This is a genomic window from Pseudonocardia sp. EV170527-09, assembly GCF_008369905.1.
Lineage (GTDB): Bacteria > Actinomycetota > Actinomycetes > Mycobacteriales > Pseudonocardiaceae > Pseudonocardia.
This window is the reverse complement of sequence record NZ_VRMC01000004.1, coordinates 76098-89321: the sequence shown is the minus strand read 5'-3', so window position 1 is coordinate 89321 and position 13224 is coordinate 76098. Positions and strand designations below refer to the sequence as shown.

The window sequence follows — 13224 nt, the reverse complement described above, 5'->3', positions numbered from 1 at the left end:
GCCGCGCCGGGAAGTCGGCGGGCCGTGCACATGTGACCAGGGTAGCCGGGGCGGGCGCCCCCGTTCCTCCGGGTTCTACCCTGGTCACGTGCCCACGACGCTCCGCCTGCTCCTCGCCGCCCTGCTCCTGCTGGCCGGGGTGGTCCTCGTCGTCCTCGCCGTACTGGGGGCGACCGGCCGGCTGCCGCGCAACCGCTTCGTCGGTGTCCGCACCGCGGACAGCCTGCGGACCGCCGACGCGTTCGCGGTCGCCAACCGGGTGGCCGCGCCGCCGGTCGGGGCCGCCGGGGTGATCGCCCTGGTCGGCGGGACGGTGCTGCTGGCCCTGGACCGCCCCGGCGCCGCCCCGTGGGTGCTCGGCGCGATCGCGCTGGTCGGGACGGTCGTGCTCGCCGGTCTCGGTGGCGCGGTCGGGGCGCGGGCCGCCGCCGCGGCGATCGCCGCGCAGGCCGCGGCCCCGAGCTGCGGCGGGGTCTGCGCCGGCTGCGACCTGGTGGCCGGTTGCCGCGACGCGACCGGCACCGAGCCCGGCTCGGAGCCCGGGGCCCGCACCGGCCTGTCCCACGAGGCCTGACCGGGCGTACCAGCCGCGCGAGCCCGCCCGCCCGTGAACGGGCCGACGACCTCCGGTGACCCGGCCCCCGTGGAACCCGCCGGCTGCGGGCGGACCGTCTCCCCGTCGAGGGTGATCCGCTCGAACGGCGCCACGTGGACCGCGACGCGGTCGGTCGGCTCCGGGTAGCGCGACCTGATCGTCCGAGGCGGCCCTGACGTCGTCGACCGCGTCAGTTCCAGGCCGGATCCCGCGGGAACGTGGCGAGCAGCGCCAGCGGGACGCCCTGGCGGCGCAGCACCCGTTCCCACAGCTGGTCGTAGACGGTGGTCAGCAGGTCGTCGGGCAGGCCGGGGACGACGTACCAGTCACCTCGGGCGATCTCGCCGCCCAACTGACCCGCGTCCCAGCCGGAGTAGCCGGCGAAGATCCGCAGGCCGCGCAGCCGCCGCGCGAGCGGGGCCGGGTCCGAGTCGAGGTCGACCAGCTGCACCGGCGGCCGGACCGGCATCAGCCCACCGATCCCGCTGCCGGTCTCCCCGGTCCGCAGGGCGGCCAGGCAGAGCGCGGTGCGCGCCTCCACCGGCCCGCCGACGAACATGGTCCCGGGGTCGCTGGTGAGCCCGGCCCAGCGCGGGAGCACGTCCCGCACGGCAGCCTGGCCCGGCCGGTTGAGCACGACCCCGAGGCTGCCCTGCGGACGGTGCTCGATCATGTAGACGACCGTCCGGGAGAAGTTCGGATCGCCCAGTCCGGGGGCGGCGACGAGCAGACTCCCCGGCGTGACCGGGGGAAGAGCGGCGCCTCGCGTGGCGCGGTGTTCCCGCACGGGTCCATGTTCGCACCTACGACGCGGACGCGGTTCTGCCACCCGTTCGCCGTAGCGTCGTACTCCGGACATGATCATTCATACGTTCGTACAGTACGAACGTCCACCGATGTGCACGTCCGTACAGGACGTACGTCCGGGTCAGAGGTTCTCGGCCGCCCACGCCCGCAGCGCGGCCTCGGCCTGCTCGGCGTCCATCGGACCCTGCTCCATCCGGAGCGCCAGCATGTGCCGGTAGGCCTTCCCGACGGCAGGCCCCGGCGGGATGCCCAGCAGCTCCATGATCCGGTTGCCGTCGAGGTCGGGGCGGATCGCGTCGAGTTCCTCCTGCTTGCGCAGCTCGGCGATCCGGTTCTCCAGGCCGTCGTAGTTGCGCTGCAGGGCCGCGGCCCGGCGCCGGTTCCGCGTGGTGCAGTCCGAGCGGACCAGCTGGTGCAGCCGCTCCAGCAGCGGCCCGGCGTCGGCGACGTAGCGGCGCACGGCCGAGTCGGTCCACTCGCCCTTGCCGTAGCCGTGGAACCGCAGGTGCAGGTAGACGAGCTGACACACGTCGTCGACCAGGGCCTTCGGGTACTTGAGCGCCCGCAGTCGCTTGCGGGCCATCTTCGCCCCCACCACCTCGTGGTGATGGAACGAGACCCGCCCGTCCGGCTCCTTGCGCCGGGTCGCCGGCTTGCCGATGTCGTGCAGCAGCGCGGCCAGGCGCAGCGTGAGGTCCGGCCCGTCGGTCTCGCGCTCGATCGCCTGCTCCATCACGACGAGCGAGTGGGTGTAGACGTCCTTGTGCTGCATGTGCTCGTCGGTCTCCAGCTGCATCGCCGGGACCTCGGGGACGACGTGCCGGGCCAGACCGGTGTCGCAGAGCAGCTCCAGACCCCGCCGGGGGTGCTCGCCGAGCATCAGCTTGGTGAACTCGGCCTGCACTCGCTCGGCGGTGATCCGGGTCAGCTCGTCGGCCATCGCCGTCATCGCGGTGGTGACCCGCGCGGCGGGGGAGAAGCCGAGCTGGGAGACGAACCGGGCGGCGCGCAGCATCCGCAGCGGGTCGTCGGAGAAGGAGCGCTCCGGGGTGTCCGGGGTGTCCAGGACGCCCTGCGCGAGCGCGGCGAACCCGCCGTGCGGGTCGACGAAGCGGCGCTGCGGCCCGGTCAGCTCGACCGCCATGGCGTTGACCGTGAAGTCGCGGCGCACGAGGTCGCCCTCGACGGTGTCGCCGAAGCGGACCTCGGGGTTGCGGGAGGTGCCGTCGTAGGTGTCGGCGCGGAAGGTCGTCACCTCGAGGGTCTGCCCGTCGCGGCGCAGTCCGACGGTCCCGAACGCGATCCCGGTGTCCCAGACCGCCTCGGCCCAGCCGCGCACGATCGCGAGGATCTGCTCGGGGCGGGCGTCGGTGGTGAAGTCGAGGTCGCCGGAGTCCCGGGTCGATGCGCCGGTGCCGCGCAGCACGGCGTCGCGGACGCTGCCGCCGACGAGGTAGAGCAGGTGCCCACGGGCGGCGAACCGGGCGGCCAGCTCGTCGGCGACGGCCGGGACGTCGAGCAGTGCGACCACGGCGTTCTCCTGTGCTCGCTGCAACTCGTCCGGGTCCGAGGCGGATCCGGCCGGGGGCCGGGTCACCTGTCGGGCGGTGGAGGACGGGGACGACGAGGACACGACGGGCCAGTCTAGGCAACGCGCCCGGGCGCCGGACACGGGTCCTCCGGTCGTCCCGCACCGTTCGACCGGTGATCGACGACGGGGCGACCGGGTGACGCCACGGCCGAGGGCGGCTCGTCGACCCCCCTTCGGGCCACCTCCTCGTTACCATCGCCACATGTCCCCCTCCCGCGGCCGCTCCTCGGCAGGGCGCGGCGCGGAACCCGGCCGTGAGAGCCGGAGCGCACGCGCCGGCCGTGCCGGGCGCTCCGACCGGTCCCCGGACGGTCGTCGCCGGCTGCGCACGGTGGACGAGACGTCCGCCGGTGGGCTCGTCGTGCATCCCGAGACCGGCGCCGCCGCGCTGATCGGCCGGCTGGACCGCCGGGGCCGGTTGCTGTGGTCGCTGCCCAAGGGCCACATCGAGGCCGGTGAGACCGCGGAGCAGGCCGCGGTGCGCGAGGTGCAGGAGGAGACCGGCATCATCGGTGAGGTGCTGGCTCCCCTGGGCACCATCGACTTCTGGTTCGTCGCCGAGGACCGGCGCGTCCACAAGACGGTCCACCACTACCTGATGCGCGCCCTCGGTGGCGAGCTCTGCGACGAGGACGTCGAGGTCTCCGAGGTGGCCTGGGTTCCGCTCGACGAGCTCGAGGGCCGTCTCGCCTACGCCGACGAGCGCCGGCTGATCCGGCATGCGGCCGACCTGCTGGAGGAGACGGCGTGAGCCGGGTCGCGGCCCTGGTCGCGATCGTGCTCACCGCGGTGGTGGCGCTGTTCCTCCCTGCGGCGTTCCCGGCGGGCGCCCCGCAGGCCGCCGCCCGGGACCGTCCGATGCAGCAACCGGTGCGGCAACCGGCCCAGCAGCCCGCCGCCCCGGTCCGGCTCGACGTCGCCACGATGACCCCGCGGGTGGTGACGTCGGCGGGACCGGGCGAGCTCGTGGTCACCGGCACCGTCACCAACACCGGCCCGGGTGCCGTCGACGACCTGGCCGTCCGGGTGCAGCGCGGGCCGGCGCTCACCGGTGAGGCGGCGCTGCGGACCGCGCTGGCCGGGGAGGCCGCGGTCGACGACGCGACACCGCCGTTCGCCGACCTCGGCCCGCTCCCGTCGGGTGCGTCGGTCCCGTTCCGCTACGCCGTCCCGCTCACCGGGCCCCCGCAGTCGACGCTGGCGCTGCCCGGCCCGGGCACCTACCCGCTACTGGTGAACCTCAACGGGACCGTCGACGGCGCGCCGTCGCGGCTGGCCGGGGTCCGCACGTTGCTGCCGGTGTCGTCGCTCCCGGGGGCCGCGTCGCCGCCGGCGCCGGGGGCCGCCGCGCCGGTGACGATGCTGTACCCGATCACCGACCCCCCGCGCCGGGTCCCGCCGCTGCCCGGCGAACCGCCGCTGCTGACCGACGACGACCTCGCGGTCTCCTTCGCCGAGGGCGGGCGGCTGCGCGGCCTGGTCGAGGCGCTGGGCTCCGCGGCGCCCGCCGGGTCCCCGACCCGGTCCGCGCTCTGCCTGGCGATCGACCCCGAGCTCGTCGCCACCGCGGTCGCCATGCGCGACGGCTACGACGTCGTCACCGGCCCCGACGAGTCCGAGCCGGGGCGCGGCGCGGAGGCGGCGGGCCAGTGGCTCGCGGCGCTGACCGCGGCCGCGCGCGGGACCTGCGTGATCGCCCTGCCGCCGTCGGACGCCGACCTGGTCGCCCTGGTCCGCGGCGGCCAGGCCGACCTCGCCCGGACCGCGCTGGACAGCGGCCGCCGGACCCTGTCCGCCGACCTCGGGACCACGGTCCTCGACGGCGTCGTGTGGCCCGTCGACGGCGTCGTCGACGAGGCGACGCTGGACGCGCTCGGCGGTGGGACCCGGCTGCTGCTCTCCGCCGACGGGGTGACCGGCGCGACGGCGTCGGGCCGGGTGCGGGTGGGCGGCTCCGACGGCACCGGCCGGGACGGCGACGAGTCCGCGCTGCTCACCGACCCGCTGCTCACCGAGGCCGCGACCGGACCCTCCGGTGTCGAGGTGCAGCAGGGGGCCGCGGGTGGGCTCGCCGGCCAGGACCTCGCCGGGGCGCTCGCGCTGCGCGCCGGGGAGGCCGACGGGCCGCTGATCGTCGCGCCGCCGCACCGCTGGGCCGCGGACGGACCGGCCGCCGCCGGGGTGCTGACCGCCCTGACCTCGCTGATCGAGGACGGCCGGATCGCCCCGACCGGCCTGCCCACCCTCACCGGGGGCGAGATCCGCACCGGCGGGACACAGCTGTTCTACCCACCGCAGGCCGGCGGCGCGGAGATCCCGGGGAGCGTCGTGTCCGGGGTGGCCGACCAGGTCAGGACGATCGAGGCGCTGCGTGCCGCGGCCGAGGCCCGCACCGGGGTCGGGGCGAGCCCCGCCGACGTGTTCGACCCGCTGGTGACCGGCACCCTGCGGGCGGTGTCGTCGTGGTGGCGGGGCGACCCGGCGCGCGCCGAGCAGGAGCAGACCGTCGTCGCCGACCGGGTGGCGCAGATCCGCGCATCGGTGCGGGTGGTCGAGCCGCCCAGCCCGTACTCGCTCGGGACCAGCGACGCACCGCTGCTGATCACCGTCGCCAACGGGCTGCCGGTGACGATGAACGTACGCGTGGTGCTGTCGAGCACCACCGGTCTGCGGGTCGCCCCGATCGAGGTGCAGGCGGTACCGCCGCGCGGCCGCGTCCAGGTGCGGGTCAGCGCCCAGGTCACCCGCTCCGGGGTGTTCAGCGTGGACGCCGGTCTGCTCACCCCGGACGGCGTCGCGCTCGGGCCGGACACCCGGCTGCGGGTCCGGTCGACCGTCTACGGGACGGTCACCGTCTGGCTGACCGCGATCGCGGGCGGCGTCCTCGTGGTCCTGGTGGTCCGACGGGTGCTGCGCAGGCTGCGTCCGGCCGCCGCACCCGGTCCGTCCGGTGGCCCGGGACCCGGCCCCGCACCGGGCCCGCCCCCCGACGCCCCCGTGCCACCGGGGCCGGCGCCGTCCGGACGCGCCCACCGCTCCTGAGCCCGGGACAGACGTCGGGGAGGCATCGGGGAGACATCGGGGGAGACAAGGAACACCGACGTCGTTCGCCGTACGGTATTGACCGCTCGTCGCATCACCGCTGCTTCCGGGCGAATCGCGAGGATTGGTAGGCAAACCGATCGGCGCCCGTCGCCGAAGACAGGGGAGATGGGTCCGGGGGCGTGTTCTCGGCTCGTCCGCATCCGACCGAGTGCCGTAGGCTGACGCCGGACACGACACCGAGCGCCAGGGGAGGGCGAGGCCGTTGAGCGGGCAGATCGGCGAGCGCACTGCCCGGACCGGCCCCCACCCCGTCGAGGACGACGCGGCACCTCGTCCGCACCCGTCGCTCGACCCCGTCGACGCCGCGGCGACCGCCGACGCGCCCGGGACCGCCGGGGCGCCCGCCGACCAACAGCCGACGGCCGCCGTTCCCGCCGTTCCGGCCCAGGCCCGGCCCACCGAGCGCATCCCGGCCGTCCGCGAGACCGCGAGCACGACGGCGGGCTCGCCGCTCCCCGAGCGCTACGTGCTCCGCCAGCGGATCGGGTCCGACCCGGCCGCCGGGGCGGAGTTCTGGCGCGCCGAGGACACCGTGCTGCGCCGTCCCGTCGGCGTCACGCTGCTGCGCAGGCTGCCCGCCGACGACCGTTCCGACGACCCCGAGGGCACCGCCCGCGCCGGCGAGATGATCGTGCGCGCCCTGCGCTCGGGCTGCTTCGAGCACTCCGGCAGTGCCCGGCTGCTCGACGTCCTGGCCCCGGGCACGCACGGCCTGCCGGCCGATGTCCTGGGCGCCGCCGTCGCCGAGTGGGTGCCCGGGCGATCGCTGGCCGAGACCGTGGCCGAGGGCCCGGTCCGCGCGCAGCGGGCCGCGAAGGCCGTCGAGACCCTGTCGGCCGCCGCCACCGAGGCCCACCAGCAGGGCCTGGTCCTCGGCTGCGACCACCCGCAGCGGGTCCGGATCACTCCGGACGGCCGCGCCATGCTGGCCTTCCTGCTCCCGCGCCCGTCGGTGTCCGCCGCCGACGACGTCCGCGGGCTCGGCGGGATCCTCTACTGCCTGCTCACCCGGCGCTGGCCGCTGTCGGTGTCCGACGCCGCCCGGGCCGGTCTCGTCGCCGCCGACCGCACGCCCGCGGGCCGGCTGCGCCCGGCGTCGCAGCTGCGCCCCGGGGTGCCGCTGGAGCTGGACACGTTGTGCAGCGGAGCGCTCGGCCAGGGCGACGGCGTCAGCCGGGTGCACACCGCGGCGGCGATGCACCGGATGCTGGCGGACGTCGTCGCGGAGGACGCCGACCAGGCGTTCTTCCCGCCGGTGCACGACGGCGCCCCCGCCGAGCCGGACGACGTGTGGCAGGACTCCGACCGGCTGCCCGACACCCGCAACGACCCCCGGCGCCGCCGCAACCTGCGGATCGGTCTCGGAGTGCTCGCCGTCGGCGTGCTGGCCCTGCTCGGGTGGGTCGCCGTGCAGCTGGGCATGCTGTTCGGTGGCGGTGGCACCCCGCCGGTCGTGATCCCGCCCGCGGCGAGCGCACCGGTGCAGCAGCAGGTGCCCGCCCCGCAGGACCCGGCCGCACCGTCGGGGACCGGCGTCGCGGTGCAGGGCGTGTCGGCGACGGTGTTCGACCCGGTCGGCGACGCGGACAACGCCGGCACCGTCGGCAACGTCGTCGACGGCGACCCCTCCACCGTGTGGAGCACGAGCCGCTACTTCCAGCCCTTCCCGGCGCTCAAGCCCGGGATCGGCGTGCTGGCCTCGTTCGGCGCCGCCGAACCGCTCACCGGGCTCACCATCGACTCGCCGACCGCGGGTGCGGTCGTGCAGGTCCGCTCGGCCCCCTCCGCCGCGCCGACGCTGGCGGACACGACGCTGCTCGACACCGTCACCCTGTCCGCGGGACGGACGACGGTCGGGCTCGACCCGGGCCGACCCACCCAGCACGTGCTGCTGTGGATCACGAACCTGGGTCCGAACAACCAGACCCAGATCGACGACATCACCTTCCGCCGCACCGCTCCCTGAGCCGACCCGTTCGCGATCGCGACGGACCGGCCCGGCAACGCCCGTGGGCACTCCGTCGCGCTGCCTACCGTGCGCGGGTGACGACCGTCGACCGGATCCCGGACCGGGCCCAGCCCGACCTGGACGAGATGTTCCGGAGGTACGCCGACCGGCTCTGGTCGGTGGCCCTGCGGATGCTCGGCGACCGGGCCGAGGCCGAGGACGCGGTCCAGGAGGCGTTCCTGTCCGCGCTCCGCTCGCCCGGGTTCCGCGGTGACGCGGCGACGGGGACGTGGCTGCACCGGATCCTCGTGAACGACTGCGTCGACCGGCTCCGCGCGGCCGGGCGGCGACGGGACCGGCTGCGGACGCTGGAGGCCGTCGTCGCGGCCCGGGACCACGCGGGCGGGCTCGTGGTGCGGCTCGCCGTCTCCGACGCGCTGGCCCTGCTGCCGGCGGACCAGCGGGCCGCCCTGGTGCTCGTGGACGGCCTCGGCTACGGCGTCGCGGAGGCGGCGGAGATGCTGGCCGTGGCGCCCGGGACGGTGAAGAGCCGCCGGGCCCGCGCACGGGCCCGGCTGGCACCTGTGCTGCGGGAGGACGAGGGATGAGCAGTTCTCACCGGTTCGACAATAATAAGAGCGGTGTCAATCGTCAGAACGACGACAACGCCGCCGCACCTGCTTCATGTCATGTCGACGAGGAAGGTTTCGCCGAGGTCGGAGCCCGGGTGGCCCGGGAGCTCGGCCCGGTGGCGATGCCGGACGACGTGGCGGCGCGGATGCGGGCGCGACTCGTCCTGGAGCTGTCACGGGAGGCTCGCGTGCCGGCCCGGGCCGAGGCGACGGCGGGCGCTCGCCGCGCCCCGTGGCGCACGCTCGTCCTCGCCGCCGCGGCACTCGTCGTCGCCGGGGTCGGGCTCGCCGCCCTCCTGCCCACCGCACCGACCGTCGTCCCGGTCGCCGGGACCTCGCCGGAGGAGCTCCGGTCCGCCGCCGCGGGCGCGGCGGCACCCGTCGGTGCGCTCGACGACCCCGCCCGGGTCCGCGCCTGCCTCACCGCTGCCGGCGCCGCCCGGCCGGACGCAGCGTTCCTGGCGGCCCGCCCGCACACCGTGGACGGCCGTCCGGCGGTCCTGCTGGTCCTCGGCGCACCGGAACGGGGCCGCTACCGGCTCGTCGTCGTACCGCCGGACTGCGGGCCGGGCTCCGCACGGGTGCTCGCCGAGACCACCACCGGGACCACCACCGGCTGACCCGGCCGGGCACCGGCGACGCCCGCGTCACCCTGGCCACGTTCGGCGGCGCCGACGGGCGGGAATGCCCCTGTCTAGGATCGCGTTCGAGCCATACGGCAGCCACGACGCAGGAGCCGGCCAGCAGGGCCGGCCCCCGCAGGCCCCGTCATCGCGCCCGTCTCCCGGGCGTGCCAGGAGGGATCGGTACCGGTGACCACCGACGACACGGTGCACAACCTGATCATCATCGGGTCCGGGCCGGCCGGCTACACCGCCGCGGTGTACGCCGCGCGGGCCCAGCTCGCCCCGCTCGTGTTCGAGGGCAGCCAGTTCGGCGGCGCCCTGATGACCACGACCGAGGTGGAGAACTACCCGGGCTTCACCGAGGGGATCATGGGCCCCGAGCTCATGCAGCAGATGCGCGGCCAGGCGGAGCGCTTCGGCGCCGACCTGCGCCCGCAGGACGTCGACGAGGTCCGTCTCGACGGCGACGTCAAGGAGGTGCGGGTCGGGAAGGAGACCTTCCGGGCCCGTGCGGTGATCCTCGCGATGGGTGCCGCCCCGCGCTACCTGCACGTCCCCGGCGAGCAGGAGCTCCTCGGCCGCGGTGTCAGCTCGTGTGCCACCTGCGACGGCTTCTTCTTCCGCGACCAGAACATCGCCGTCATCGGCGGTGGCGACTCGGCGATGGAGGAGGCCACCTTCCTGACCCGCTTCGCCGAGACCGTCACGGTCATCCACCGGCGCGACGAGTTCCGTGCCTCGAAGATCATGTACGAGCGCGCGAAGAACGACCCGAAGATGCGCTGGCGGACCAACTCCGAGGTCACCGCGGTGACCGGCGAGGGCTCGGTCAAGCAGCTGCAGCTGCGCGACACCGTGACCGGTGAGACCAGCACGCTCGACGTCACCGGCATGTTCGTCGCGATCGGCCACGATCCGCGCAGCGCGCTGGTCGCGGGCCAGGTCGACGTCGACGACGAGGGGTACGTGAAGGTGGACGGACGTACCACCTACACGAACGTCCCGGGCGTCTTCGCCTGTGGCGACCTCGTCGACCACACCTACCGCCAGGCGATCACCGCCGCCGGCTCCGGCTGCTCGGCCGCGATCGACGCCGAGCGCTGGCTGGCCGGCCACGAGATCAGCTCCGAGCTGGTCGGTGGCAGCTACGGCTCGGAGGAGACCGCCCCGGCGGCCGCCGTCGCCGACGCAGCGCACTGACCGCCCACCGGCACCCACCAGACCCGCATCCGCGACCGAAGGAGAACCCCATGGGCAACAACACCGTCGACGTCACCAGCAGCTCGTTCGACCAGGACGTCCTGAAGAGCGACAAGCCCGTCCTGGTCGACTTCTGGGCCACCTGGTGCGGCCCGTGCAAGATGGTCGCCCCGGTGCTGGACGAGATCGCCGGCGAGAACTCCGAGAAGCTGACCGTCGCCAAGCTCGACATCGACGCCAACCCGGAGGTCGCTCGCGACTACCAGGTCATGTCGGTCCCGACGATGATCCTGTTCTCCGGCGGCAAGCCGGTGAAGCAGATCGTGGGCGCGAAGCCGAAGGCGGCGCTGCTCGCCGATCTCGCCGACCACATCTGATGACACTCCGTGCGCCGTATAGCGCACAGACATCACGCTGCGTGTCCCGGTTGATCACAACCGGGACACGCGCGTATCCGCCCCGCTGCACTCCTCCGGGGGTCGGGCAGGGCACAATGAGTCCGGCACGCGTCCGGTCACCGGGCGAAACCGACCCATCACGGGCGTCCCACGGCGCCTCACGACTGCGAGCGAGGGGTGCATGCAGCTGCTCCGGCGCGGGGACTGCGGTCCGGCCGTACGCGAGATCCGGACGACGCTGGGACAGCTCGGTCTGCTCCCGGCGGTGCCGCCGGGCTCGCGCGCCCAGGACATGTTCGACGACGGCGTGGACCGCGCCGTCCGCATGTTCCAGCAGGGCCGTGGCCTGATCACCGACGGCATCGTCGGCCCGGACACCGCCCGCGCGCTGCGGGAGGCGGGATGGAGCCTGGGCGACCGGATGCTGTCGTTCACGCTCTCCACCCCGACCACCGGCGACGACGTCGCCCATCTGCAGGAACGCCTGCTCGAGCTCGGGTACAACCCGGGCCGGCCGAGCGGGCTGTTCGACCAGCAGACCGAGCAGGCCCTGATCCGCTTCCAGCGGGACTACGGCATGACGCCCGACGGTGTCTGCGGTCCGGAGACGCTGCGTGCACTGCGCCAGCTCGGCCGCAAGGTCACCGGCGGTCGTCCGCACCTGCTGCGTGAGCAGGAGCTGCTGCGCCGTGCCGGGCCGCGGATGCGTGGCAAGCGCATCGTCATCGACCCGGGCCACGGCGGACACGACCGCGGCGTCGACGTCGGCGGGGTCACCGAGGCCGACCTGATGTGGGACCTCGCCCGCCGGGTCGTCGGCCGCATGTCGGCCACCGGGATGGAGGCCCTGCTCTCCCGCCCGGAGAACGGCAACCCGCCGGACAGCGAGCGCGCGCAGTTCGCCAACGACGTCGGCGCGGACCTGGTCGTGTCGCTGCACACCGACGCGAGCTTCAGCCCGCACGCGCAGGGTCTGGCGACCTACTACTTCGGCAACGGGTCGGGCACCACGTCCAATGTCGGTGAGGCGCTCGCCGGGCTGATCCAGCGCGAGCTGCTCACCCGGACCTCGATGCTCGACTGCCGTAGCCAGACGTGCACCTGGGAGCTGGTGCGCCGGACCCGGATGCCGGCCGTCCGCGTCGAGGTCGGGTACCTGACGCATCTCGGGGACCGCCGCAAGCTGCTCGACCCCGGCTTCCGTGACGTCGTCGCCGAGGGCATCCTCGTCGCCGTCAAGCGGCTCTACCTGCTCGGGCAGGACGACCAGCCCACCGGCACGTTCACCTTCAACGACGTGCTGGCCCGCGAGTACACCCGGGACGAGATCCGGGCCGTCTGAGGCCCGCCACGACCTGCAGAACCCGGCTCGGCCCCGTCACTCGGGGCCGAGCCCAGCAGGCCGCTCACGGCCCGCTCAGAGCGCCCTCAGATCGTCCCTGTGGGCGGCGCGAACGACAGTCGGCAGGACCCCGCGCGGGCCGGTGTCGCCGTCGGGCGCGGCGCCGCGCTCTGCATCGGGATGGTCACCGTGTTGAACAGCTGTTCGAGCGCGGCCTCGACGTCGGACTTCCACTCCAGCCCCGAGCGCAGCTCCATCCGCAGCCGCGGCCAGCGGTGGTGCGGGCGGACGGTCTTGAAACCGACCGAGCGCAGGAAGTCCGCGGGGACGACGCAGTCGGACTCGGTGCCGGGGCGGGCGTCGCCGAACGCCTCCACGGCCTTCACCCCGCGCCGGGTCAGATCCTTCACGACGGCCTGGGCGAGCGCCCGGCCCAGTCCCTCGCCGGAGAACTCCGGAGCCACCTGCATCGTGGTGAGCAGGACGGCGTCGGCGCTGACCGGGCCGGTCGGCATCTCGGTGGCGCGGGGGACCGACGCCGGCGGCGCGAACAGCACGTACCCCGCCGGGGCACCGCCGACGTAGACGACCCGGCCGCAGGAACCCCACTCGAGGAGCACCTCGGACAGCCAGGCCTCCTTCTCCAGGTCGGTCGTGCCGTACCCCTCGGCCTGCTCCGCCAGCTGGGGCGAGAGCTCCCAGTAGACGCAGTTCCGACACCGCTTCGGCAGATCGCCGAGGTTGTCGAGGTTGAGCGCGGCAACATGCCAGGACACGGAAACCGACCTCCGGATGTCGTCGTCACGCGCTGCACGCGCTGCTGCGCGGTCCGGCCCGTCCGGGGCGTGGTCCCGACCCCGGCGCCGGAGCGGCCGTCCCCCCTGGCCACCCCCGGGTCCGGCGACCCGCGCAGCCCGAGACTAGGTGGATATCCGCGATCCCGTCACCCCGAGAGTGCTCACCGGTACGAACGTCACGAC

12 protein-coding genes are annotated in these 13224 nt (G+C 74.8%); 9 read left to right on the top strand and 3 right to left on the bottom strand.

Annotated features, from left to right (window positions below):
* Positions 1 to 88: 88 nt before the first annotated feature.
* Positions 89 to 574, top strand: coding sequence for an SdpI family protein (locus tag FVA95_RS02170; RefSeq protein ID WP_020621930.1), 486 nt, complete (start codon positions 89 to 91; stop codon positions 572 to 574).
* Between the two features lie 211 nt (positions 575 to 785).
* Here the strand turns inward: FVA95_RS02170 and FVA95_RS02165 are convergent, their stop codons facing one another.
* Both FVA95_RS02165 and FVA95_RS02160 read right to left on the bottom strand, forming a co-directional pair.
* Positions 786 to 1382 carry a YqgE/AlgH family protein gene (locus FVA95_RS02165; protein WP_020621932.1) on the bottom strand — a complete coding sequence of 199 codons (597 nt, stop codon included), beginning with the start codon at positions 1380 to 1382 and terminating at the stop codon, positions 786 to 788.
* Between the two features lie 141 nt (positions 1383 to 1523).
* Positions 1524 to 3035 (bottom strand): CCA tRNA nucleotidyltransferase, encoded by a 1512-nt coding sequence (locus tag FVA95_RS02160; protein ID WP_193564274.1) that lies wholly within the window; start codon positions 3033 to 3035, stop codon positions 1524 to 1526.
* Between the two features lie 160 nt (positions 3036 to 3195).
* Between FVA95_RS02160 and FVA95_RS02155 the strand changes: the two genes are divergently transcribed.
* From FVA95_RS02155 to FVA95_RS02120, 8 genes are all read left to right on the top strand, one after another.
* Entirely contained in the window at positions 3196 to 3744 is a 549-nt protein-coding gene (locus FVA95_RS02155; RefSeq protein WP_043276193.1) for an NUDIX hydrolase, read from the top strand.
* Positions 3741 to 6035, top strand: a complete 2295-nt coding sequence (locus FVA95_RS02150) for a DUF6049 family protein (RefSeq protein ID WP_149662698.1) — start codon at positions 3741 to 3743, stop codon at positions 6033 to 6035. Before FVA95_RS02155 ends, FVA95_RS02150 begins: the two co-directional genes overlap by 4 nt.
* Before the next feature lie 265 nt (positions 6036 to 6300).
* Positions 6301 to 8064, top strand: a complete 1764-nt coding sequence (locus FVA95_RS02145) for a protein kinase family protein (protein WP_149662697.1) — start codon at positions 6301 to 6303, stop codon at positions 8062 to 8064.
* A 77-nt stretch (positions 8065 to 8141) separates the two neighbouring features.
* Positions 8142 to 8654: a sigma-70 family RNA polymerase sigma factor gene (locus FVA95_RS02140; protein WP_020622546.1), complete on the top strand. Its 513-nt coding sequence runs from the start codon at positions 8142 to 8144 to the stop codon at positions 8652 to 8654.
* Complete coding sequence (locus tag FVA95_RS02135) at positions 8651 to 9298, top strand: hypothetical protein (protein ID WP_149662696.1); 648 nt, start codon at positions 8651 to 8653, stop codon at positions 9296 to 9298. The genes FVA95_RS02140 and FVA95_RS02135 overlap by 4 nt, the downstream gene beginning before the upstream one ends.
* A 192-nt stretch (positions 9299 to 9490) precedes the next feature.
* Positions 9491 to 10504, top strand: a complete 1014-nt coding sequence (gene trxB, locus FVA95_RS02130) for a thioredoxin-disulfide reductase (RefSeq protein WP_149662695.1) — start codon at positions 9491 to 9493, stop codon at positions 10502 to 10504.
* A gap of 50 nt (positions 10505 to 10554) precedes the next feature.
* Positions 10555 to 10881, top strand: a complete 327-nt coding sequence (gene trxA, locus FVA95_RS02125) for a thioredoxin (RefSeq protein WP_020622767.1) — start codon at positions 10555 to 10557, stop codon at positions 10879 to 10881.
* Positions 10882 to 11083: 202 nt separating this feature from the next.
* Positions 11084 to 12244: an N-acetylmuramoyl-L-alanine amidase gene (locus FVA95_RS02120; RefSeq protein ID WP_075309297.1), complete on the top strand. Its 1161-nt coding sequence runs from the start codon at positions 11084 to 11086 to the stop codon at positions 12242 to 12244.
* An 86-nt stretch (positions 12245 to 12330) separates the two neighbouring features.
* Here FVA95_RS02120 and FVA95_RS02115 read toward each other — a convergent pair whose 3' ends face one another.
* Positions 12331 to 13020: a GNAT family N-acetyltransferase gene (locus FVA95_RS02115; protein ID WP_020622610.1), complete on the bottom strand. Its 690-nt coding sequence runs from the start codon at positions 13018 to 13020 to the stop codon at positions 12331 to 12333.
* Positions 13021 to 13224: the final 204 nt, after the last annotated feature.

Excerpts from the sequence above, each read along its gene's own strand:
- FVA95_RS02155 (WP_043276193.1), top strand. The coding sequence starts at position 3,196 with ATGTCCCCCTCCCGCGGCCGCTCCTCGGCAGGGCGCGGCGCGGAACCC.
- FVA95_RS02135 (WP_149662696.1), top strand. The coding sequence starts at position 8,651 with ATGAGCAGTTCTCACCGGTTCGACAATAATAAGAGCGGTGTCAATCGT.
- trxA (WP_020622767.1), top strand. The coding sequence starts at position 10,555 with ATGGGCAACAACACCGTCGACGTCACCAGCAGCTCGTTCGACCAGGAC.
- FVA95_RS02120 (WP_075309297.1), top strand. The coding sequence starts at position 11,084 with ATGCAGCTGCTCCGGCGCGGGGACTGCGGTCCGGCCGTACGCGAGATC.